Source organism: Galbibacter pacificus (assembly GCF_029603165.1).
In the GTDB taxonomy this organism is placed as follows: domain Bacteria; phylum Bacteroidota; class Bacteroidia; order Flavobacteriales; family Flavobacteriaceae; genus Galbibacter; species Galbibacter pacificus.
In genome coordinates, this window is the sequence record NZ_JAQSVC010000002.1 from 793,166 (window position 1) to 817,404 (window position 24,239).

The following is a 24,239-nucleotide window of genomic DNA, read 5'->3' on the forward strand; positions in this document are numbered from 1 at the left end:
TTTTAGTTGTCTATATTATAAAATTGTATGGCATTTGTACCCATTACCCTTTCCAGTTGATTGCCTTTGAAGTAATTGGTCATAATTTCCTTTACCTCTTTGTATTGGGCAGCGACCAGGCAAACAGGCCAATCGGAACCAAATAGTAATCTTTCCGTTCCAAAGGCATTGGTTGCCACCTCAAGAAAGGCAGTAAGGTCTTGCCCGTTCCATTTAAAGTTTTCTGCCTCGGTAACCAGGCCGGAGACCTTACAAGACACATTTTTATGCATGGCTAGCCCGGTAATGGCATCTTTCCATTGTGTATCCATACCGTTGGATACTGCCGGCTTTGCCATATGGTCGAGCACAAACTTTTGCCGGGGGAAACTACGTACCAAATTAATTGCCTCGTTTAGTTGCCAGGGCTTAATTAATATATCGTAACTTAGATTATACTTACCCAAGGCCTTTATTCCCCTTCGGAAGTTACTTTGTTCCATAAATCCCATAGGTTCTGCTTGGACAATATGCCGAACTCCCTTAAATTTTTTATATGATGTAAAATGAAGCAGCCGTTCCTCCACATTTTCGGCCAGCAAATCTACCCAGCCAACGACCCCTTTTATAAAATTGTGCTCTTCTGCTAGTTTCAACAGGAAATCAGTCTCTTCTTCCGACTGATCTGCCTGAACTGCCACGCAACCATCCATATTATTTTGCTCCAAAACATCTTTTAGGTCGGCGGGCATAAAATCCCTGCGGATTTCCTTCATAGCATCGGTTATCCAAGCATCACGAACCGGGTTGAACTGCCAAAAATGTTGGTGGCTGTCTATTTGCATTGTAATTACACTTTTTGGTATGCCTTTGCCGTTTGTTTGGAAACGCCCAAGCCTTCTATTCCCAATTCTACCTCATCGCCGGGCCGTAAATAACGTTGTGGTTTTAAGCCCATCCCTACACCAAAAGGGGTTCCCGTGGAAATAACATCTCCGGGGAGCAATGTCATAAACCCGCTAATATAACTTACAAGGGTCGGGATATCAAAAACAAAGTCGGACGTGCTGCTGTCCTGCATCATTTGTCCATTAAGCTTCAACCATAGGTGCAGGTTGTTTGCATTAGCAATTTCATCTTTGGTAGCAATAAAAGGTCCCAGCGGTGCAAAAGTATCGCAGCTCTTTCCTTTTACCCATTGCCCCGATCGTTCTATTTGAAATTCCCTTTCGCTATAATCGTTGTGCAACACATAGCCTGCAACATGATCCATGGCATCTTCTTTGGCAACATACGAAGCTTTTTTACCGATTACAAAGGCAAGTTCTACTTCCCAATCGGTTTTTTTACTGTCCTTTGGAATAATTAGATCGTCGTTGGGACCCACAATGGCCGATGTTGCCTTAAAAAACAGTACCGGCTCCTTAGGAATGTCCATCCCGCTTTCTTCGGCGTGTTTTGCATAGTTAAGTCCAACGCATATCAATTTTGAAGGCCGTACCAAGGGCGGACCCAAGCGTACCTCGGTTGAAATTTCCGGGCAGTTGGCCTTGTTTGCACGCAACCATGCAAGCAATCTATCCACACCCCCGTTACCAAAGAAATCTTCGTTGTAATCTTCTCCAAAAGCAGTTACGTCTATGCGCTTTCCATCTTCAAGTTGTATTCCCGGTTGTTCTTTACCTGCTTGTCCAAATCGAATTAGTTTCATCTATATATTTTTTGTTGTATTTATCCGTTTAACTTTATAAACCCGCCATCAATGGGGAAATCTGTTCCCGTAATAAACGATGCCTCATCGCTACACAGGTACAGGGCAAGATTGGCAATCTCCTCTGGCTTTCCCATCCTTCCCATGGGTTGTGTTTTAGACAACTTCTCAAACATTTCCTTTTCTTTCCCAGGATAATTGCTGGCAATAAAGCCATCTACAAAAGGTGTGTGTACCCGTGCCGGGGAAATGGAATTACAACGGATGTTCGCTGCAACATAATCCTTTGCTACCGAGTATGTCATGGTTAACACCGCACCTTTGGACATGGAATACGCAAACCTATCGGAAATCCCTACCGAAGATGCTATGGATGCCATATTGATAATTACGCCGCCGCCATTGTTTTTAAACACTGGCACCAAAGCATGCATGCAATTGTATACCCCTTTTACGTTCACGTTGTAAATACGGTCGAAATCTTCTGCCGAAGTGTGTTCCACGTTCCCCACATGCGCAATCCCGGCATTGTTGATTAAAATATCCACTGTATGCCCTGCAACTATCTCTGCTACAACGCCGCTTACCTGTTCCTGGTTGGATACATCGCATTTTTTCCAGCTTCCCTTCCCTCCTTTGGCAAGTATGCCTTCTATGGTTTCCCGCGCATTGACCTCGTTGTGCTCCAAGATGTGCACAAAGGCGCCGTTTTGGGCAAAATTCTCGGATATCGCTTTCCCGATACCGCTTCCGCCACCGGTTATAATAGCTGTTTTATTTTTTAAACTGAATCCCATGTAAATAATCGTTTCTGTTATACTGATTTCCATTCCTTTCCTTCCGGAAAGCTGTAATCTTGTATTGATTTGCTCTTCATAGTAATGCTGTACCCCGGCTTTTGTGGCGGCATGTACGCACCGTTCCTTATAACTACCGGATCTAGGAAATGCTCGTGCAAATGGTCTACATATTCTATCACCCTGTTATCCATAGAGCCGCTTATGGCAATAAAATCTATCATCGATAGGTGTTGCACGTATTCGCAAAGTCCAACGCCCCCGGCATGCGGACAAACAGGTATGTTAAACTTGGCCGCCATGAGCATTATGGCAAGATTTTCGTTTACCCCACCTACCCTACAGCTGTCTATCTGGCAAATTTGCATGGCGTTGGCCTGCATTAACTGTTTAAAGATAACCCTATTCTGGCAATGTTCTCCGGTAGCTACTTTTATGGGAGCAATAGCCTTTGCAATCCTTGCGTGGCCCAGAACATCGTCGGGACTGGTGGGTTCTTCTATCCACCAGGGGTCGAACCTTTTAAGGGATTCCATGTTTGTAATGGCTTCATCTACGTCCCACTTCTGGTTGGCATCCATCATTAGCTGTAGGTCCCCGCCTATCTCCTCCCGGATAATGGTTGCCCGCCTTATGTCGTCTTCCAGGTTAGAACCCACCTTGATTTTCATATGTTTAAAGCCTTCTTTCTTTGCTTCCCGGCACAACCGTCGCATTTTTTCATCGGCATAGCCCAGCCAACCCGCAGATGTGGTATATGCCGGGTATCCTTTTTTAAGCAAATAATCAATCCGTTCCTGTTTTCCTTCTTCTTTGGCCTTTAAAAAGGCAATGGCCTCTGCCGGGGTAACAACATCGGTTATATAGGTAAAGTCTATGCACCTTACCAGTTCTTCGGCAGGCATATCTGCCAAGAGTTTCCACAGGGGTTTCCCTTCTACCTTTGCATAGAGGTCCCATACGGCATTTACCAGGGCGCCCGTGGCCAAATGGATAATTCCCTTCTCTGGCCCGAGCCAGCGCAATTGGCTATCGCCCGTTATTAGTTTCCAAAAAGCCCCCATGTTGGCGGTAAAACCCGATAACTTTTTGCCTTTTATTAAATACGACAACGATTGTATGGCCGCTGCGCACAATTCGTTCCCCCTACCTATGGTAAAGGTAAGCCCATGCCCTTCGTACCGTGTATCATCAGTTTTTAGTATTACATAAGCAGCAGAATAGTCTGGATCGGTGTTCATTGCATCAGAACCATCCAAAAATTTACTGGTCGGGAACCGTATATCCTTCACCAGCACATCTATAATAGTAATTTCTTTATCCATCGTATAAATTATCCTTTTCAAATTTATTTTAGAAGGATATTAAATTCCACCCCTGAGATTACAAACCATGATACTTTTTTTGCCCTTGGCGTCTATTGAGCATATAAATTGAGAAATTCAGTAGGCGACATCTTCTTTATCTTTTTAAACTGCCTATTAAAGTTGGAAATGTTGTTAAACCCGCTATCGTAACAAATAGATAGTATCTTTTGTTTCCCCTCCAACAAAAGTTTGCAGGCATACCCTATTCTAATCTCGTTTAAATAGGCTGTAAATGTTTTACGGTGGATGCGTTTAAAGAACCTGCTAAAAGCCGAAGGGTTCATATGGATAATCCTGGCCACATCTATGGCACTTATGGGGTGATTAAAGTTTTTAAATATGTACTCGTAGACTGTTTTTAGGTTTTTATTGTCCCCTTCGCTAAAAGAAGTCAGGAAACCCTTGCTCGATAGTACACTATAGCTCTTATGACGTGCCAATTGGTCCAGCACGTCGAGCAATAACAACAACTTTTTAAAAGGCGACAGCGACGCATCGGCTTCTGTCTTCTTCAATAGGTCTACAGTTTGGGTAGGAAGGTTGTGGAACACCATACCTTGCTGTGCTTTGTCCATAAGATGGTTTATTTGCCTTAACTCTTTGGTGCCCATAAAGGAATTTCCTAAAAAATCCTTTCTAAAGTGAATAGAAATGGCATCTGCACGTAGTTTGGACCCATCTTGGTAATATGTGGCATCGTTTATCCACATATGCGGAAGGTTTGCCCCTATTAACACCACGTCTCCCTCATGAAATTTCTCGATACTATCGCCAATAAAGCGTGTTCCCGTACTTTTTAGTACCAACACGAGCTCTAATTCGGGATGATAGTGCCAAACTTTGAGAAAATGCTTGTGTTTGTTTCTGGTAACCGAAAAAGAATTGAACTCTGCGTCTGTTCTGTCTAAATAATGAAGCTTCATGGTGGCCCTGTAATACTGCTATTTAAAAACCGAATGTACAAATATTTATCTTTTCTATCATTTTACCTTTTTTGGGTATCAAAAAGCAGTTCTTATGTATTTTATGTACCTGCACACGCATATTTTTTGCCTGCAATCGTATTTTTCACCTCTGCACATGCACATTTTACCTCTGCAATCGCATTTTTTTGCCTGCTTATCCATTTTTTTGGCTTCCCACGTACAAGTTTTAACTTCCTATGTATCTTTTTCCCTTCCTCATATATATCAAATAACTACTAAATAGTTATAAAGTGTCATTTTTTCTTCTGAAGGAAAACTATGTTTAAGAAAGATTGTATTTTGTGATGCATAACCTAATTAATGTCAACCAAAAAAGAATATTTAAGCAATCTTATAACCTAAACATCGATGAAAAACCGTTACTTACTTATAATTACCATTTGCTGTTTGCTGTTGTCGTGCCAAAAACAAGAAACAAACTTGAGTACGCAAATAGATAAGGCTTTACAAACAGCCGCAGAGCAATACATATACATGGCCAACCGCCTGCCCGATGGCCGTTTCCCTAAAACATACCATAAAACTACCGATAGCCTGGAAACAAGCAACTCTGGGTGGTGGTGCAGTGGTTTTTATTCGGGTACGCTTTTATATTTATATGAAGCGATGGGCGATGCCGAATTAAAAAACGAGGCCTTAAAATCGTTGCAGGCCCTTAAAAAGGAACAATACAATACTTCTACGCACGATTTGGGGTTTATGATGTACTGTAGCTTTGGCAATGCCGAACGGCTTGAAGACTCCAAAGCATATGAAACAATCTTGATGAACAGTGCCAAATCTTTGGCTACGCGCTACAACGATACCGTTAAGGCCATACGTTCCTGGGACAGCGCCCCCTGGAACAAGGCCGAAAAAGGCGATCTGGTTGTTATTATAGATAATATGATGAACCTAGAGCTCCTCTTTTGGGCAAGCAAGCATAGCGGAGACCAAAAATATGCCAACATAGCCATTGCACATGCCAACACGACCTTGGAAAACCATTTCCGGGAAGATTACAGCTCGTACCACGAAGTAATTTATAGCGAGGCCACGGGAAAGGTAAAGAAACGCATTACCAATCAAGGTGCCGCAGATAATTCGGCATGGGCCCGCGGACAGGCATGGGGACTTTATGGATATGTGGTTATGTACCGGGAAACAAAAAATGAAAAGTACCTGCAACAGGCCACCAACATTGCACATTTTATACTGAATCATCCAAATTTCCCCAAGGACGGCGTACCTTATTGGGATTTTAACGCACCGAATATCCCGGATGCCCTACGAGATTCGTCGGCCGCAGCAATTATAGGCGCTGCGCTCATGGAACTCTCTACCTATACCGATGGGAAATACCTTGCCGAAGCCGAAAATATATTAAAAACCCTGCTCTCTCCCGAATACCTTGCACAAAAAGGTACCAACGGCGGATTTATTTTAAAGCACGGCGTAGGGCACATGCCTGCCAACTCGGAAGTAGACGTTCCCTTGACCTATGGCGATTATTATTTGGTAGAAGCTTTGCTAAGGTATAAAAAGCAACAGGCCGCCCAGTAACGGGAACGGGATGTTAAATACATTATAATACCGTTGCCATGTGGCCGGCGTGCGTATCTATTTAATATCTTTGTAACAGTAAACAGCTATACACAACATGGAGCACCTGGAGGACAAGAAAATTATATTATTCGATGGCGTATGCAACCTTTGCAATAGCACCGTGAATTTTGTTATTGAAAGGGACAAGAAAGACGTGTTCCGCTTTGCTTCATTACAAAGCGATATAGGAAAAAAGCTGTTATCCGAAAGAAATATAGACCCCTCGGTTACAGATTCCATTGTACTTATAGAGCCCAATGTGGCCTATTATGTAAAATCGTCAGCCGCCTTGGAAATTGCAAAGGAAATTGGCGGTTTTTGGAGCGTTCTTGGTGTTTTTAACTATATTTTGCCAGAAAGCCTCCGCGATGCCCTGTATAATTTTATTGCCAGGAACCGCTATAAATGGTTTGGCAAAAAAGAAGGTTGCCCGCTCCCTACCCCAGAACTTAAAGCAAAGTTTTTGGACCAGTACCCATAAAAAAAAGGGAAACCAAGCCATATTGATTGCCCTTTTTATATGTTTCGTACGAACATTTATACCAGCAACTGGTAACTTTGCTTGGCTATTTCCAATTCTTCGTTGGTAGGGATGACCAAGACCAATACCTTGGACGATTCCTTGCTAATAATCCTGTTCTCGCTGGAGCGTACATTGTTTTTGTAGTTTTCAAGCTCTATGCCCAAATAATCCATATCCTGACAGACCATGCGCCTCAACACACTGCTGTTCTCGCCAATTCCCGCGGTAAACACGATTACATCCAGTCCGTTCATGGCCGCCGCATAGGCACCAATGTACTTTTTAATCCGGTAAGCGTTCATTTCCAGTGCCAATTGGCATTGCTGGTTGCCGTTGGCGGCGGCTTCTTCTATTTCGCGCAGGTCGCTGTAGCCCGTTAGGCCCAACATGCCACTTTTTTTATGGAGCAGTTCGCTAACATCGTTGAGGGAATACCCCAATGTATTTACCATATAAAAAATAATGGATTGATCTATGTCGCCGCTGCGCGTACCCATAATAAGGCCGTTCACAGGAGCAAAACCCAGCGAATGGTCTATACTTTTCCCGTTCTTAATGGCGGTAATGCTGCAACCGTTCCCCAAATGGACGGTAATTACCTTTGATTTCTTTTTACTGATAAAATCCTGTGCCTTCTCTGCAACATATTTATGGCTTGTACCGTGAAAACCGTACACCCGGATGTAATTTTCGTCTAATAATTTATTCGGAATGGCATATCGGTATGCCCTTTCCGGCAACGTTTGATGAAAAGCCGTATCGAAAACGGCAATTTGCGTTGCATTGGGAAATACCTGTTCGGCCACCTCAATGCCCGTATAATTATGCGGGTTGTGCAGCGGGGCCAAGGAAAACAAGCGCTTTATAGTGGCCTTTACATCTTTGTCTATTACAATGGTATCGGCAAAATCTTTACCGCCATGTACTACGCGGTGGCCAATGGCATCGATTTCTTCTATATTGGCAATGGCGCCTTTCTCGGTATCCATCAATAAAGCAGCTATTCTTTTTAACCCTTCTTCGTGATTGGCAATTTTAACCTGCTCGGAAATGTTCATCTTCTTCGATTTGTAATGAATGGCCGAATTGTCCAGGCCAATTCGCTCAACAAGGCCGGCGGCTATTACTATTTCACCCGGCATTTTAATAAGTTGAAATTTTATGGAAGAACTTCCCGAATTGATGACTAATATTTTTTTCATATTTCCTTATTCTAATTCTCTGTTTCCTTTATTTTTATTTCTGCTCCCAGTTATATTCCCTGCGCCTGTATTGCGGTTATAATAACCGTATTAAAAACATCGTCTACGGTACAGCCCCGGCTCAAATCGTTCACCGGTTTGTTGAGGCCCTGCAACATGGGGCCTATTGCCAAAGCACCGGTTTCCCTTTGCACGGCTTTGTAGGTATTGTTTCCCGTATTCAGGTCGGGGAATATCAATACGCTTGCCTGTCCGGCTACTTCAGAGTCGGGCAATTTGCTTTTTCCTACGGTAATGTCTACGGCGGCGTCGTACTGAATGGGGCCTTCGACCTTTAAGTCCGGGCGTTGGCTTTTTACTATTTCGGTGGCCTGCCGCACCCTGTCCACATCGGCTCCTTTCCCCGATGTACCGGACGAATAGGAAAGCATGGCTATTTTAGGTTCGATACCAAAGGCGCTACTGCTTTCGGCCGATGAAATGGCAATTTCGGCAAGTTCTTCGGCGGTAGGGTTTGGGTTAATGGCACAATCGCCAAAAATAGACACACGATCTTCGAGGCACATAAAAAATATGGAAGATACCACCGAGACCCCGGGTTTGGTTTTTATAAACTGAAGTGCCGGGCGAATGGTATGCTGTGTGGTATGTACCGCGCCAGAGACCATTCCGTCTGCGTGCCCTTTGTAAATCATCATGGTGCCAAAATAAGAGACATCGCTCATCCAATCGCGGGCAATGTCCATGTTTACGTTTTTATGCTTCCGCAGTTCGTAGAAAGTAGTAACGTAATCGTTAAAATGTTCTGATTCTGTAGGGTTTACAATATGTAGTTTTTCAACATCGAGCACAATTCCCAGATTGTTTATTTTATCCAGGATCTTGTCCTTCTCGCCAAGCAAGGTAATATCTACAATATCAATGGCCAGTAAACGGGCCGTGGCGTGTAAAATCCTGTCGTCGGTACCTTCGGGCAGAACAATGTGCTTTTTGGCCTGCCGTGCGCGGGTTATAAGTCCGTACTGAAACATTCTTGGGGTAACCCCTTTTGTTTTTTTAAAGCTGGTAAGGCGTTCTGCAAGCGTATCTATGGAAACATGGCTCTCGAAAGTACTAATGGAGGTTTCTATTTTCGGAATGCTATCCGCATAGATATTCGATTTTATATTCCCTACCTTATTGGTTACGCCAAATGTACCGCCTTCAACCGAAATAATGGGAACCACCTGCGACAAACCGTCTATTAATTTTAAAATAGGTTCTTCCGGGATAAGCCCGCCCGTTAAAATAATACCCGATATGCGCGGATAATTACTGGATATGTTGGCCTGCAAGGCGCCCAAAATAATGTCTGCCCTGTCTCCGGGGGTAATAACCAAGCTGTTGTGCCTTAATTTGGTAATGTAGTTTCTTAATTGCATGGCCCCAACACCAAAACTCCCTGTTTGATTGTCCAGGAATTCTTCTCCAAAAAGTACTTTCCCGTCCAGCTCCAGAACAATTTCTTTTATAGTTGGGTTCGCCAGCGATTCTAGCCGCGGAATTGCAAATACATCCACATCTTCCGGGAGAAAATTTCTAAGCTCTTTTTTAGCAACTTCCAAGTTTTCGGCATTTATTTTATTGGCAATGACCGCTATTACGTTTACATCTTTATTGATAAATGTATTGTATGCCAATTGCAAGCTCCCGGCCAAGTCTTCTTTTGTTTTATGCACGCCACTGGCAACCAAAATGGCAGGAATGCCCAGATTCTTGGCTATTAACACATTTACATCGAACTCAAAAACGCTTCCTTCACCAGAAAAATCGGAGCCTTCCACCAAGATAAAGTCGAACTGTTCTTCAAGTTGCTTGTATTTTTGAATAATGGTATCGATAATTTCTCCAGACTTTCCTGTATTTCTTTTCTGGATTACTTGGTTTCTGGTAAATGCATACGCATCATCATAAGACATATCAACATCAAAATAAGAAAGTACCGTATCTATATGGTTGTCCTTTTCTCCTTTTTTATCGTCTATAACCGGCCTAAAATAACCTACTTTTGCCGTTTTCCCCAACAAGGTGCGCATTAAGCCCAATGTTATGAGGGATTTACCACTATTGGATTCTAACGTAGCAATATAAATGCCTTTATTCATTGTTCTTTTTTATAATTTGGAATAAACGCGGGGGATGGTATCGCTTATATTTTTCATTTTCATATCAAAAATACGCTATATAAAACAGCTTTCCTAAATGTTTTAATACCTTTATCGCCTAATTTGAATTTATAAAGATGTCCGCACGGAAATTTAAACTTTGTTCAGCAAAAATTAAGATTTCATTTTTTGTGCAAACAGCTGAATTTTAATTAATTTCAATATACATGAAACGATTGTTCATAAATATAAAAGAATTATTGCAAGTAAGGGAAGCCAACATCCTTAAAGTAAGCGGAAAGGACATGAAGGTATTGCCAAGCCTTAAAAATGCCTTTCTCCTTGTTGAAGGCGATACCATTGCAGCATATGGGACCATGGGCTCGGCCGATACAAAAAATGCAGATGAAGTAATTGATGCTACCGGAAAAACGATACTCCCTACATGGTGCGACAGCCATACACATTTGGTATATGCCGGAAACCGCGAGCAGGAATTTGTAGACCGGATAAACGGGTTGACTTATGAAGAAATTGCCAATAAAGGAGGCGGGATTTTAAATTCGGCAAAAACCCTGCAACAAACCCTGGAAGAAGAACTTTATGAACAATCCAGAAAACGGCTGGAAAATGTTATGAAACTGGGCACCGGGGCCATTGAGATAAAAAGCGGTTACGGACTTACCGCCGAAGCAGAAATAAAAATGCTCAACATAATAAAAAAGTTAAAGGAAAACTATCCGGCAACCATAAAAAGCACCTTTTTGGGTGCCCATGCCGTTCCCGAAAACTATAAAAACAATAAAGACGGGTATGTACAAAAGGTAATTGACGAAATTTTACCGGAAGTTGGCAAAAGCAAACTGGCCGATTATATTGATGTGTTTTGCGAAAAAGGCTATTTCTCGGTAGCCGATATGGAAGCCATTTTAGAAGCCGCAAAAACACATGGGTTGACACCCAAAGTCCATGTAAACCAATTTAATGCCATTGGAGGGATTCAAGCTGCCGTAAAGCACCGTGCACTAACGGTAGACCATTTGGAGGTAATGCCAGATGAAGATATTGAAGCCCTAAAAAATACCGGGACCATGCCCGTGGGGCTTCCGTTATGCTCTTATTTCCTGAGCATTCCTTATGCTCCGGGAAGAAAGCTTATTGAAGCAGGACTGCCTTTTGTTCTGGCAACCGATTACAACCCCGGTTCATCGCCCAGCGGAAACATGAACCAAGTTGTTGCGGCCGCCTGCATAAAAATGAAGCTTACCCCGGCAGAGGCCATTAACGCGGCTACCATAAACGGTGCCCATGCCATGGGCGTATCCAGAACCCACGGAAGTATTACCAAAGGAAAGAAAGCAAATATTATTTTAACCAAGGAAATACCTTCATACGGATTTTTACCATACGATTTTGGGAACAACAATATAGATAAGGTGATGATAAACGGAGAGTTTGTATCGTAATTCTAAACAAGTTACTTATAAAAAATCAACATTCAACTTTCTAACATTCAACTTTCTAACATTCAACTTTCAAACTTTACAACTTTCAAACTTATAAAAACACATGAAGACCACTCAACCAATAGCCATCATAATTATGGGGGTTTCCGGATCGGGAAAAACAACCATTGGCGAACTGCTTTCATCCAAAACCAACATTCCCTTTGCCGATGGCGATAGTTTTCATCCGCAGAAAAATATAGACAAGATGGTGGCCGGGCATCCTTTAAACGACCAGGACCGTTTAGGCTGGCTACAGGAAATTAATAAGTTTTGCACCAAAAACATTAAACAGGGCAAAAGCTGTATTGTGGCCTGTTCTGCCCTGAAACAATCTTACAGGGCCATTTTGCAAAACGGCATTAAAGAACAAATGGTGTTTGTGTATCTTTTGGGCACTTTTGAACTTATACAAGAACGCTTGGGCAAGCGGAAGTCTCATTTTATGCCTGCATCGCTGCTTAAATCACAATTTGAAGCCTTACAGCCCCCAAAAGATGCAATTACAATGGACATTGACAATACGCCGACTGCAATTGTGGAAAAAATCGTGGAGCAATTGCCATAATTTTATAAAAAAAGCATCAGTTGAAAGGACAACTGATGCTTCTCTATGTAAATTGGTTAGTTACTATGTTTAGCGTAGGTCAAACTCAGTAGAACCCAGTTCTTTTAAATTCTGGTCGTACACTACAACGCTATATTTTCCTTCAACAAAATCTTCCCCTTCTTTATTGATAAAATCGCATACATCCAACGTAGTATTTTCATAATAAAAGCTGGAAGCCTTGCTATAAGTCACACTTACAGACTCGGTAGTTTCATCGCCTTCTTTGGCGGCTACGGCACGTTCTCCCATTATAGTCCCTTGAGGGTCTGTTACCTGGATATAAAACTGCTTAGCACCTGGCTTTGTAATTTTATTGGCACCTACGGTATAGCATATTTTAAGTTTATCTGCCCTTCTGTTGTTTTTTACCGAAACAATTTTACCGCTATTACGCTCTTTTACGGCTTCAGCAGAAAATTTTGAAAGCCCTAAAGCAGCTCCGGTTTCTACAACCTTGGCCAATTGTGTGTTTTGCATAATTAAAGAATCTGCAAACATGGACTGCTCTTGTAAAGCAACTTTCGTGCTGTCTCTTTGCATGGCCAACATGGTATTTGACGTTCTAAGCGAATCGTTTTGGGCAAGCAAATATTCGCGTTCTTTGGTAAGTTGCTGTACCTGCCTTCTATAACGGGAAAGCGAGCTTATATCGGCTTTCATTTGTTTTACAGAGTCTATATAGGTAGCAATTTTATTACGTGCTTCTACCAATTCGGCATTTGCCGATTCACTTTCTGAAATAGCCCTGTCGTAATCCGACTTTAAGTTATTAAGGTCATCTATCACGAGGTTTTTCTCTTTATTAAGCTTCTGTGTTGTTTCTTTCTTATTGTTATACAGGCTAACTGTATAAATAAGGGTACCGATTAAAGCGGCAGCTAGCAAACCTGCTATAACTTTTAAACCATTATTGTTCTTTGTTTCTGTCATAAGTTTGTTTTTTTTAAAATTTGGTTCAGCAATTTAATCAATCTTTTTTAAATTGCTTTACGAATATATATACGCATAAAAAAAAGATTTAGATTATTTACATTCTTTTAATTGTACCTTAACATTATCTTATGGCATCTAATTTGGTTGTATACGACCTAAAAAAAATAACTACTTTAATTGCTCCCAGAAAGGGAGAGCAAAAGCTGGGGGAACACATTGAACTGCTTCATGTAAACGATACTTTGGAGACACAGCTTAGCAGTTCTGATGCTAAGTATGTATTACTGGGAATACCCGAAGATATTGGCGTTTCCGCAAATTTAGGCAAGACCGGTACCCGAAATGCATGGAATACTGCCCTGCCCTTTATTTTAAACATACAGCATAACAGCCACACAAAAGGAAACAAAATACTTTTACTTGGACATCTTGATTTTTCTGGGGAACTTGAATATATAGATTCCTTGAGCGGTGAAGAAAAAATAGAAGAAGCCAGAAAGATTACCGAAAGCATAGACAAAGAGGTGGCCGACCTTATATATAAAATAACAGCCAGTGGCAAAAAGGCCATTGTTGTTGGCGGTGGCCATAATAATGCCTACGGATTGCTAAAAGGCACCTCGCTCGCAACGGGAAGTGCAGTTAACTGCCTGAACGTAGATGCGCATACCGATTTTAGAAAACGGGAAGGAAGGCATAGCGGGAACGGGTTTTCGTATGCTTTCCACGAAGGTTTTTTAAACAATTACTATATTTTTGGAATACATGAAAATTATACATCAAAAAAAATATTCAAGGCCATTGAAAAGAAAAAAAAGATCAAGTACAGTACTTTTGAAGACCTTTTTATAAGAAGGGACAAAGGTTTTGATTTTGAACTCAATGAGGCCATAGACTTTATAAAAACCGAAAAATACGGCCTGGAAATCGATATGGACTCTATCGAAGGGATGCCCAGCAGCGCCAGGACAAGTTCTGGTTTATCATTAAATATGGTGCGGGAGATTGTTTTTAAAGGTAAAAAAAGTAAAAACAATGCCTACATACATATTTGTGAAGCGGCACCCAATACAAAAAACAATACCGAAATAACCCAAGTGGGCAAGGCCATTGCGTATTTGGTATCCGATTATATAAGAAAATAAATGAACGTTGAAATAATTCCCTTCCGGCAGGAATATGCTATTGATTTTAAAAACCTGAACATAGAATGGCTTGAAAGGTTTTTTGTTGTAGAACCCCATGACCACGATGTACTGCTTCATTGCAAGGAAAACATTATAGACAAGGGCGGGGCCATATTTTTTGCGAGACTCAACAATGTCATTGTTGGCTGTTTTGCCCTTATGAAAATAGAAAGTGGGGTATTCGAGCTTACCAAAATGGCAGTTTCTCCCAACTACCGCGGCCATAAAATTGGTCAGAAATTATTACAGTTTTGCATAAGCCATGCAAAAGAACAAACGTTTAAAAAAGTTGTCCTGTACTCCAGCACCAAACTGGAAAATGCCATTTATCTGTACCGAAAATATGGTTTTAAGGAAGTACCGTTGGAAAAAGACAATCCATACATGCGGGCCGATATTAAAATGGAATTGGATGTTGCTTTGTACCCAACAAACCACCTCAATAGGTAATTACAACGCTTTTTCAAAACATACGCTCATAGCTACACCTTGATATTGCCCATAATTAGGGATTGGTAAATATCCGTTTTTTCTATATATATGTATGGCCCCGGCATTATCCTTGTCGGTTTCCAAAACACACTTTGAAAACCCCAATTCCACAGCCCATTTTTCCAGTTCGTTAAGTACTGACAGTGCAATTCCCTTACCCCTGTATTCGGCACGGGTATACATCCTCTTTACTTCCATAACTTCAGGATTATACTGCTTTATGGCCCCGCAGCCAACGGCCATCTTGCCATTATACGCCAATACAACATGTTTTATGGCGTCAAGGGTATTAAACTGACCATAAAACTCCTGATTTTCACCATTCTTTTTGGCCAAATGTTTATCTAATTTCCCAACCAAGGAAATAAAGTCCTTATCGGTAGACGTTGTCCTTCGGTAAACGAGCATGCTATACAAATTTTGCAATTTCTCTGGCGTCAATCTGTCCATGGGATTCATTATGGACAACCTTTCCGCCTTTTATAAGCAATAATTGCGGACTTTCGTGAACGATGTCGAATTTTTCGGCCACCGCAATTGATATGTCCCGATACGCTAAAATATCCAAAAAATACAACTTTGCCGAGGCTTCCGGAATATCGTAAGAAGCTTCAAAATTGTTCAATGCAAACCTGCTAATGCCACAACGGGTACTATGCTTGAATATAACCGCGCAGACAGATCGGGATTCTTCTATAATTTCATCAAGCTGTTCCATGGAATTTAAAGGATTCCATACAAGGCTTTTTTTATTGTTTTCTTCGGAGCTTCCAAAGATAGATTTAAAAAAATTCATAACTTTAAAGTATCTATTTTCCTACTACATTATTCATAAAAATGTCAAAATGACGTTTATTTTTCTTAGAAAAATGTCAAAATGACAGTTATTGAAATCGGAACGCAAATTGCTAAAACAAAGAAAAGTAATTAACATACAAAAATACATATGAACTTAAATAATTTTACAATAAAATCTCAAGAAGCCATTCAACAGGCCCAGCAAATTGCGCAGGGTTATGGGCATCAACAAATAGAGAACGAGCATATTTTTAAAGCCTTGTTTGATGTTGACGAGAACGTGCTTCCCTTCATCTTAAAAAAACTAAACGTAAATGTACCCTTGCTCAAGCAGGTTTTAGACAGTACCTTAAATAGTTTTTCCAAGGTAGAAGGCGGAGAACTTATGCTGTCCCGTGATGCAGGGGCAACATTGAACGAAGCAAGTATCATTGCAAAGAAAATGAACGACGAGTTTGTTTCGGTTGAGCATTTGTTATTGGCCATTTTCAAATCCAAAAGCAAGATTGCCCAAATTTTAAAAGACCAAGGCATTACCGAAAAAGGATTAAAAGCGGCCATTGAAGAACTCCGTAAGGGAGACCGTGTAACTTCTGCAAGCGCAGAAGACACATACAATTCTTTAAACAAATACGCCAAAAACCTTAACCAGTTGGCCAACGACGGCAAACTGGACCCCGTTATTGGCCGCGATGAAGAAATACGCCGTGTATTGCAAATACTTTCCAGAAGGACCAAAAACAACCCCATGCTCGTTGGCGAGCCAGGCGTTGGTAAAACTGCTATTGCCGAAGGTCTGGCACATAGGATCATACAAGGCGATGTGCCTGAAAATTTAAAGGACAAACAGATTTTCTCTTTGGATATGGGCGCGCTTATTGCCGGCGCAAAATACAAGGGTGAGTTTGAAGAGCGTCTAAAAGCCGTAATAAAAGAAGTCACTTCTTCAGACGGGGATATCGTACTCTTTATTGATGAAATCCATACGCTTGTGGGCGCCGGGGGCGGCCAAGGAGCCATGGATGCCGCCAATATTTTAAAACCGGCACTGGCACGTGGGGAATTGCGTGCCATTGGAGCAACCACCTTGGACGAATACCAAAAATATTTTGAAAAAGACAAAGCCCTGGAACGGAGGTTCCAGAAAGTAGTGGTAAACGAACCAGATACCGAAAGTGCGATTTCTATTTTAAGGGGGATTAAAGAAAAATACGAAACCCACCACAAAGTCCGCATTAAAGACGAGGCCATTATTGCCGCCGTAGAACTGTCGCAACGGTATATCACAAACAGGTTTTTGCCCGATAAGGCCATCGACTTAATGGATGAAGCAGCTTCCAAACTACGAATGGAAATCAATTCTAAACCAGAAGAACTGGATGTACTTGATAGAAAAATCATGCAACTTGAAATTGAAATCGAAGCCATAAAAAGGGAAAACGACGAAACAAAACTGAAATCCCTTAATGCCGATTTGGCCAACCTTAAGGAAGACAGGAACGAAACCTTTGCCAAATGGAAAAGCGAAAAAGACATTGTAGACGATATACAGACTACAAAAGAGAATATTGAAAACTTTAAGATTGAAGCCGAACGCGCCGAGCGTGACGGAGATTATGGTAAAGTAGCCGAAATACGCTACGGAAAGATAAAAGAAGCCCAAGAAAAACTGGAAACGCTCCAGAAACAGCTTCAAGAAGAACAGTCTCACGGCAGCAGTTTAATAAAGGAAGAAGTTACCAACGACGACATTGCCGAAGTGGTTGCCAAGTGGACGGGCATACCCGTAACCAAAATGCTGCAAAGCGAACGCGATAAACTTTTAAAACTAGAAGATGAGCTCCACAAAAGAGTTGTTGGCCAGGAAGAAGCCATACAATCGGTTTCTGATGCCATTAGAAGAAGTCGTGCCGGGCTTCAGGACGCAAACAGGCCCATTGGCTCCTTCCTTTTTCTAGGGACCACGGGTGTTGGTAAAACCGAGTTGGCCAAAGCGTTGGCAGAATATCTTTTTGACGATGAAAGTGCCATGACACGTATCGATATGAGCGAGTACCAAGAACGGCATTCGGTAAGCAGGTTGGTGGGCGCACCTCCGGGATATGTAGGTTACGACGAAGGCGGCCAACTTACTGAAGCGGTACGCCGCAGACCATACTCGGTAGTTTTGCTCGACGAAATTGAAAAAGCGCACCCAGATACTTTTAATATTCTTTTACAGGTTTTAGATGAAGGAAGGTTGACCGATAACAAAGGTAGGCTGGCCGATTTTAAAAACACCATTATTATCATGACCAGCAATATTGGTAGCCATATCATCCAGGAAAAGTTTGAAGCCACCAAAGATATTGAAAGCGCAACCGAAGCCGCTAAAGTTGAAGTGCTCGGGCTATTAAAACAAAGCGTGCGCCCGGAATTCATCAACCGGATTGACGATATTGTAATGTTTACACCGTTAACACAGGCAAACATCAAGGATATTGTACGCCTTCAGCTTAAAGGCATTACCAAAATGGTCGCCAAGCAAAACATTACCCTGGACGCAACCGAAGAAGCAATTATGCATCTTTCTAAAATAGGGTACGATCCACAATATGGAGCCAGGCCCGTAAAAAGGGTTATACAGAAGGAAGTGCTAAACAACTTATCCAAAGAAATCCTTAGCGGAAAAGTAAATGCAGACAGCATTATATTACTGGATGAATTTGATGGGGAACTGGTTTTTAGGAACCAAACAGATTTAATAGAAAATTAACACTTGTAACGTGTAAGAATATATAACATTAAGCGACTGAACAGGTGAATGTTATGTAGAATAATAAGCACTTTGGTTAGTGAGTAATAATATTTAAGATTAAAGTTAGGTAGTTCGTTTAGAATTATTTAGTTTTAAGTTGGTTGGTTAGTTAAGGCACCCGTGATTTTCATCACGGGTGTTTTATTATATAATGTTACAAAACAGATAAATAAAGCGTGCCATCGTAAAAAACATACCTTTCAGTATTATTTTATTATATTTGATTATAATTCCCATAAAAGCAATGACAACCAAAGCAGAAAAAACTACCCAATTTATAATTAAAACCGTTGCCCCCATTTTCAATAAAAAAGGCTATACCGCTACCAGTTTGAGCGACATTACAAAAGCCACCGGACTTACCAAAGGGGCCATTTATGGAAATTTCGACAATAAGGAAACGCTTTCATTACATGCATTTGATTACAATGTAACAATGATACTTTCCCGTATAGAGCAATACATGGAAAAAGGAAATACCCCACTTGAAAGGTTGATGTATTTTGTAAGGTTTTATAAAAATTATTACGACTTTACCAGCAATTTTGGCGGGTGCCCCATAATTAATACCGCAGTAGATGCCAAAAACATGCACCCGGAATTATTGGAAAAAGTTCAGGACGCCATTAATAAAATCGAGGGTTATATAGCTTCTGAAATCGAAAAGGGAAAAATTATCGGTGAAATACGCAAGACCATCCCCGGGGATGTTTACGGAAAACGCTTTTTTAGTTTGATACAGGGCGCCATATTCATGAGCCAGACCACGAACGACAAATCTTACACCACCGATTGTTTAAACGTAATTATAGACACCATTAACCAACGGTTTAAGTAGTTTATGGGAGGCTAAAATAAATGTTAGCTTCTTCATTTACCTTAATTATTATACATTTAATCCAATTTTTTCTTAGGTACCCGAAATAATAACACGATTCCTAATAAAAAGAAAATAAACAGGAACAAAATAGAATTACGCATACTTCCGGTAATTTGATCTATTGTCCCATAAATCAACATACCAATTACAATTCCTATTTTTTCGGTAACATCAAAAAAGCTAAAATATGATGTTGTATCTTTTGTTTCGGGCAAAAACTTAGAGTATGTAGAACGCGCCAATGCTTGAATACCACCCATTACCAAGCCCACAATTGCAGCTGCTATATAAAATTCCATGGGTGTTTCCATAAAATAGGCATAAAAACATAAGCCCATCCAAATAACATTTACAAATATTAAGGTTTGAATATTACCAAATCTTGCAGATGCCCTTGAAGTTAAAAACGCCCCCAAAATAGCTATAATCTGTATGATTAAAATACTTCCTATTAAACCCATTGTTTTAGCTTCACTACTTCCCCATTCAATTTCCTCTTCACCAAAATAAACTGCTACCAACATAATGGTCTGAACAGCCATACTAAATACAAAAAATGCATACAAATATCGCTTAAGCCTTATATCTTGCTTAAGGGCTTTCCATACCTTTTGTAATTCCTTTATTCCGTTAAAAATTACTTTTTTAGTGACTTTGTTTTGTGAAGAAACTCCTTTTGGCAACCAATAAAATGTATATTGACTAAATAATATCCACCACAGGCCTACAGTTATAAACGAGTAACGCATCATCTGTATTTTAGCGGCCCCATCTTCGGGAATCATTACCATTACCAGATTTATGATAAGTAAAATAACACTTCCAAAATATCCTAATGAAAATCCTTTGGCGCTAATTTTATCTTGTTGTTCCGGGTAAGCAATATCGGGTAAATAAGAATTATAGAACACCAAACTGCCCCAGTAACCTATTAGGCCCATAAAGTAAAATAATATGCTAAGATATATATGTTCTAAGCTAAACCAATACAAACCTATACACCCTATCCCTCCGATATAACAAAAAAACTTTAAAAAACCTTTTTTATTGCCTGCAAAATCTGCAATTCCAGACAAGATGGGCGATGTAAAAGAGACTACCAAAAAAGTAAAAGCCGTTACAAATGTTATTAAAGCCGTACTTTTAAAGTCCATTCCGAAAGCCTGTACCTTCTTTATTTCTGAAACAAATAACGCAGAGTAAAATATTGGAAAAATTGAAGAAGCAATAGTTAATGTGTATACCGAGTTGGCCCAATCGTAAAAAGCCCATGCATTTAATAATTTTTTGCTTCCTTTTTGTAGTTGTATTGCCATATTTTAAAAATTAAAAAGCAAGACATGTTTGTATGTCTTGCTTTCAAATATACTTAAATATAAAATTTCCAAGGTTAAAAAAACATTATTCAAAAGAGGTAACGCCAAATTTAGCGGCTTCCTGCTTGGCCGCAGGCACCAGTTGCTTTAAATTTTGAATCCTTGTTTCGTTAGATGGGTGGGTGCTCATTATTTCCGGTGGCGCCTCTCCTCCCATTTGACTCATACGTTGCCACAATTTTACGGCCTCCTCTGGATTGTACCCGGCAATGGCCATTAAGCGCAATCCAATAGCATCGGCTTCAGATTCATGGCTTCTGCTAAAAGGGAGCATTACCCCTACTTGAGAGCCAATGCCATATGCTTGGTTAAAAAGTTCTATGGTCTGTGCACTGCTGCCGCTCATTCCCAGGGCCAAATTTCCGGCCAAAGCACCATATTGTTGCAATGTTGCGGCGCTCATACGTTGTGCCCCGTGGTTTGCCAAGGCGTGCGCTACCTCGTGCCCCATTACCACTGCTATTCCAGTATCGGTTTTGGTAATTGGCAAGATACCCGTATAAAACACTATTTTGCCACCCGGCATGCACCATGCGTTTACGGCTTCATCTTGTACCAAGTTATACTCCCAACGGTAATCTTTTAAATATCCTTCGTAACCATTGGCATTGAACCAACGCTCAGCAGCCTTGGCTATTCGCTGCCCCACGCGTTTTATAGATTCGGCATCGGCCGTGCCCGTAATTACTTTGTGTTCTTTTAAAAACTGATCGTATTCTGCAAATGCTGTTGGAAAAATTTGATCGTTCGACTGGAAGTTCAGTGTACTTTTACCCGTAAAAGGGTTTGTTGAACAAGAAACTACCAAAACGGCAAATATTAATCCGGAAATAAATTTTCTCATCTCTTATATTAATTTGTTGCTTTATGCAAAGTTATACCTACAACACTAAATTAAGCAAAATATTATAATCCTTTAATATGAAGTTCTGTGAAATCTTTTTTTATTGTCATGTTTGTATCGCCATTGAGGATGATGTCTTGTAACGGAATTTCGACGTTGTCTACCTGAACCGATTTTACTTTGAAAGGCAATCCTATTAAATTGATTTTAAATACCTCATACGGGGTTTCGTATTTCCCTTCCTTAAACTGTTGAATGATGAGCTCTTTTTCTTTTCCGGTCAGTTTAAACATCCGTAAGCTATATCTTCCTTTTTTATAGTCGAAACCATCGCCGGTATCTTCAAAAACCTGCGATTCTTCTTTTCCCAACTTATAATATATGTCCAATGTAAGCTTGTCTATTTCTTTTTCGCCCACATATTGCTGTACTGGATATTTCGGGATAATGGCGCCTTCTTTTATGAAAATCGGGATTTTATCAATATCTGCTTCCACCCAACATTCTTTTCCTCCTTTGGTGATTTCCCCGCCCCAGAAATTATACCAGTTTCCTTGCGGAAGGTACATCCGCCTTCCTTTGGAATTGGGCTCCAAAATAGGACAAACCAGTATTTGGTTCCCGAATATAAACTCGTCATTCCTGTAATGGGTATGTGTATCTTCTTGATCGTAATATACCAGAGATTTCAACATGGGGATCCCGTATTCTGTATATTCGTAGAACATGGTATATAAATACGGAAGCAGCTGATATCTTAACTCAATAAATTTCCGGGTAATGTTTGTTACTTCTTCATCAAACGACCAAGGTTCCTGGCTTCCATGATCTCCGCTGGAATGGACCCTACAAAACGGATGGAATACTCCTAGTTGAATCCACCGGGCAAAAAGCTCTCCCGATGGTTGCTCTGCAAAACCCCCGATATCGGTACCGGTAAAAGACATCCCGCTCATGCACATTCTCTGTACCTGCACGTTGGCAATCCATAAATGCTCCCAAGTGGCCACATTGTCGCCGGTCCATGACGAGGTAAACCGCTGTGTTCCCGAATAAGCCGACCTTGTTATTACAAAAGGACGTTTGGGGAACGTAAACTTTTTAACGCCCTCATGTGTAGCCCTTGCCATTTGCATTCCGTAAATATTATGTGCCTTCCTATGGCTGCAATGGTGCCCGTCGTAATTATGGCGCACATCGTCCGGAAATGTTTTTCCGGGCACTTCCATCACGGCAGGTTCGTTCATGTCGTTCCAAACACCTTTTATTCCTATGTCTGCAATCAATTCTTTATAAAGTCCTGCCCACCATTCCCTTACTTTCGGATTTGTAAAATCGGGGAAATTACATTCCCCCGGCCATACTTTACCTTTCATATAAGGTCCATCGGCCCTTTTACAGAAATAATCGTTTTCAACAGCTTCGTTGTATACCCAGTAATTTTTATCAATTTTAATCCCGGGGTCGATAATCGCCACTGTTTTAAAACCGTCTTCGGCAAGTTCGCTTACCATACGCTTGGGATCCGGGAAATATTCTTTGTTCCATGTAAAACACCTAAAGCCTTCCATATAATCGATATCCAAATAAATAGCATCGCAGGGTATTTTTAAGTCCCTGAATTTATTGGCAATTTCTTTTACTTTGCTTTCGGGGTAATAACTCCATTTGCATTGGTGAAACCCGAGTACCCATAAAGGCGGCAATTCTGGTTTCCCTGTTAGGTCGGTATAGCCCCCAACCACTTCGGGCATGGTAGGCCCGTAAATAAAGTAATAGTTCATCTCTCCCCCGTCGGCCCAAAAACTTGTAATGTTGCGCCGTTCATGACAGAAATCGAAATGTGTTTTAAAAGTATTGTCGAAAAAAATTCCGTAGCCAATGCTATGGTGCATCCCAATATAAAAAGGGACCGCCTTGTATAACGGATTATGGTCTTTACCAAACGCATATTGGTCGGTTGCCCAATTGTGCACTCTTTTTCCGCGTAGGTTTAATTGAGAGGGCTTATCGCCCATTCCGTAAAAACTTTCGGATTCCTGAGAGAACTTACTCATTTTCACTATGTTTCCCCCAAATTCGTAACTTTCTTCCCAATGAAAGCCCAGTTCGTCTTCATTTAAAATATTGCCTTCAAAGTCTAATATTGCCAACCGAAGGTCTTTTTTAGATACCTTGACTTCCAGTTTTGAGGTTTTCATGGCAAAATGGTCGTCGTTTTCCTTAATTTCCAAATGGTTGTATCCATACGTAGCATCTTCTGAAATTGCATAGGAAAAATCGGGCTCAAAATCCTGTTCCACCGCGTAGCGGAAACGCAAAACGCTGTCCCTTAAAAATGAAATTTGCAATGCTACATTATTCCGGGTATAAAACGTTATTTTATCGACTTCTTTTTTATGGTCTATAATTTGGGCAGGAAATAGGTTCCCTTTATACTCAAGTTCAGTATTGGTAATCATAATAATTTCTTTTTCAATAGTTTACAAAGAAACTAATTTGTGTTCAATAAATAAATCGATGT

Annotated in this window: 21 protein-coding genes; 8 read left to right on the top strand and 13 right to left on the bottom strand. The window is 40.8% G+C overall.

What is annotated here, in order from left to right; all coding sequences use genetic code 11:
• Window positions 1-2 precede the first annotated feature (2 nt).
• The 5 genes from PSF86_RS07960 to PSF86_RS07980 form a co-directional block, all read right to left on the bottom strand.
• A complete protein-coding gene (locus PSF86_RS07960; protein WP_277899526.1) occupies window positions 3-824 on the bottom strand; it encodes an amidohydrolase family protein in 822 nt (273 codons plus the stop codon).
• A gap of 5 nt (window positions 825-829) precedes the next feature.
• Entirely contained in the window at window positions 830-1,690 is an 861-nt protein-coding gene (locus tag PSF86_RS07965; protein ID WP_277899527.1) for a fumarylacetoacetate hydrolase family protein, read from the bottom strand.
• Window positions 1,691-1,710: 20 nt separating this feature from the next.
• Complete coding sequence (locus PSF86_RS07970; RefSeq protein ID WP_277899528.1) at window positions 1,711-2,487, bottom strand: SDR family NAD(P)-dependent oxidoreductase; 777 nt, start codon at window positions 2,485-2,487, stop codon at window positions 1,711-1,713.
• A gap of 17 nt (window positions 2,488-2,504) precedes the next feature.
• A complete protein-coding gene (locus PSF86_RS07975) occupies window positions 2,505-3,812 on the bottom strand; it encodes an L-fuconate dehydratase (protein WP_277899529.1) in 1,308 nt (435 codons plus the stop codon).
• A gap of 92 nt (window positions 3,813-3,904) precedes the next feature.
• Window positions 3,905-4,777, bottom strand: coding sequence for an AraC family transcriptional regulator (locus PSF86_RS07980; protein WP_277899530.1), 873 nt, complete (start codon window positions 4,775-4,777; stop codon window positions 3,905-3,907).
• A gap of 483 nt (window positions 4,778-5,260) precedes the next feature.
• On the opposite strand from PSF86_RS07980, the gene PSF86_RS07985 reads away from it, so the two are divergent.
• Both PSF86_RS07985 and PSF86_RS07990 read left to right on the top strand, forming a co-directional pair.
• On the top strand, window positions 5,261-6,382 hold the full coding sequence (locus PSF86_RS07985) for a glycoside hydrolase family 88 protein (RefSeq protein WP_277899531.1): 1,122 nt from the start codon (window positions 5,261-5,263) through the stop codon (window positions 6,380-6,382).
• A 97-nt stretch (window positions 6,383-6,479) separates the two neighbouring features.
• Window positions 6,480-6,905 carry a thiol-disulfide oxidoreductase DCC family protein gene (locus PSF86_RS07990; protein WP_277899532.1) on the top strand — a complete coding sequence of 142 codons (426 nt, stop codon included), beginning with the start codon at window positions 6,480-6,482 and terminating at the stop codon, window positions 6,903-6,905.
• A gap of 56 nt (window positions 6,906-6,961) precedes the next feature.
• Here PSF86_RS07990 and PSF86_RS07995 read toward each other — a convergent pair whose 3' ends face one another.
• Entirely contained in the window at window positions 6,962-8,149 is a 1,188-nt protein-coding gene (locus PSF86_RS07995) for an acetate/propionate family kinase (RefSeq protein WP_277899533.1), read from the bottom strand.
• Window positions 8,150-8,199: 50 nt separating this feature from the next.
• Window positions 8,200-10,293, bottom strand: a complete 2,094-nt coding sequence (pta, locus tag PSF86_RS08000; RefSeq protein WP_277899534.1) for a phosphate acetyltransferase — start codon at window positions 10,291-10,293, stop codon at window positions 8,200-8,202.
• A 227-nt stretch (window positions 10,294-10,520) separates the two neighbouring features.
• On the opposite strand from pta, the gene hutI reads away from it, so the two are divergent.
• Together hutI and PSF86_RS08010 are read left to right on the top strand one after the other, a co-directional pair.
• Window positions 10,521-11,759: an imidazolonepropionase gene (gene hutI / locus PSF86_RS08005; protein ID WP_277899535.1), complete on the top strand. Its 1,239-nt coding sequence runs from the start codon at window positions 10,521-10,523 to the stop codon at window positions 11,757-11,759.
• A gap of 103 nt (window positions 11,760-11,862) precedes the next feature.
• The gene (locus PSF86_RS08010; protein ID WP_277899536.1) at window positions 11,863-12,366 is read left to right on the top strand and encodes a gluconokinase; all 504 of its coding nucleotides are present in this window, start codon (window positions 11,863-11,865) and stop codon (window positions 12,364-12,366) included.
• A 69-nt stretch (window positions 12,367-12,435) separates the two neighbouring features.
• On the opposite strand, the gene PSF86_RS08015 is transcribed toward PSF86_RS08010, so the two are convergent.
• A complete protein-coding gene (locus PSF86_RS08015) occupies window positions 12,436-13,338 on the bottom strand; it encodes a DUF8428 domain-containing protein (protein WP_277899537.1) in 903 nt (300 codons plus the stop codon).
• 131 nt (window positions 13,339-13,469) lie between these two features.
• Between PSF86_RS08015 and PSF86_RS08020 the strand changes: the two genes are divergently transcribed.
• On the top strand, window positions 13,470-14,486 hold the full coding sequence (locus PSF86_RS08020; protein WP_277899538.1) for a formimidoylglutamase: 1,017 nt from the start codon (window positions 13,470-13,472) through the stop codon (window positions 14,484-14,486).
• Complete coding sequence (locus PSF86_RS08025) at window positions 14,487-14,978, top strand: GNAT family N-acetyltransferase (protein ID WP_277899539.1); 492 nt, start codon at window positions 14,487-14,489, stop codon at window positions 14,976-14,978.
• Here PSF86_RS08025 and PSF86_RS08030 read toward each other — a convergent pair whose 3' ends face one another.
• Together PSF86_RS08030 and ytxJ are read right to left on the bottom strand one after the other, a co-directional pair.
• On the bottom strand, window positions 14,979-15,428 hold the full coding sequence (locus tag PSF86_RS08030) for a GNAT family N-acetyltransferase (protein ID WP_277899540.1): 450 nt from the start codon (window positions 15,426-15,428) through the stop codon (window positions 14,979-14,981).
• A 1-nt stretch (window position 15,429) separates the two neighbouring features.
• Window positions 15,430-15,816, bottom strand: a complete 387-nt coding sequence (ytxJ, locus tag PSF86_RS08035) for a bacillithiol system redox-active protein YtxJ (RefSeq protein WP_277899541.1) — start codon at window positions 15,814-15,816, stop codon at window positions 15,430-15,432.
• Between the two features lie 150 nt (window positions 15,817-15,966).
• On the opposite strand from ytxJ, the gene clpB reads away from it, so the two are divergent.
• Both clpB and PSF86_RS08045 read left to right on the top strand, forming a co-directional pair.
• Window positions 15,967-18,573, top strand: a complete 2,607-nt coding sequence (gene clpB, locus PSF86_RS08040; protein ID WP_277899542.1) for an ATP-dependent chaperone ClpB — start codon at window positions 15,967-15,969, stop codon at window positions 18,571-18,573.
• Between the two features lie 286 nt (window positions 18,574-18,859).
• Window positions 18,860-19,453 carry a TetR/AcrR family transcriptional regulator gene (locus PSF86_RS08045; RefSeq protein WP_277899543.1) on the top strand — a complete coding sequence of 198 codons (594 nt, stop codon included), beginning with the start codon at window positions 18,860-18,862 and terminating at the stop codon, window positions 19,451-19,453.
• Window positions 19,454-19,509: 56 nt separating this feature from the next.
• On the opposite strand, the gene PSF86_RS08050 is transcribed toward PSF86_RS08045, so the two are convergent.
• From PSF86_RS08050 to PSF86_RS08060, 3 genes are all read right to left on the bottom strand, one after another.
• On the bottom strand, window positions 19,510-20,811 hold the full coding sequence (locus PSF86_RS08050) for an MFS transporter (protein ID WP_277899544.1): 1,302 nt from the start codon (window positions 20,809-20,811) through the stop codon (window positions 19,510-19,512).
• Between the two features lie 85 nt (window positions 20,812-20,896).
• The gene (locus PSF86_RS08055) at window positions 20,897-21,715 is read right to left on the bottom strand and encodes a M48 family metallopeptidase (RefSeq protein WP_277899545.1); all 819 of its coding nucleotides are present in this window, start codon (window positions 21,713-21,715) and stop codon (window positions 20,897-20,899) included.
• A 62-nt stretch (window positions 21,716-21,777) separates the two neighbouring features.
• Window positions 21,778-24,177, bottom strand: a complete 2,400-nt coding sequence (locus tag PSF86_RS08060) for a glycoside hydrolase family 31 protein (protein ID WP_277899546.1) — start codon at window positions 24,175-24,177, stop codon at window positions 21,778-21,780.
• Between the last annotated feature and the right edge of the window lie 62 nt (window positions 24,178-24,239).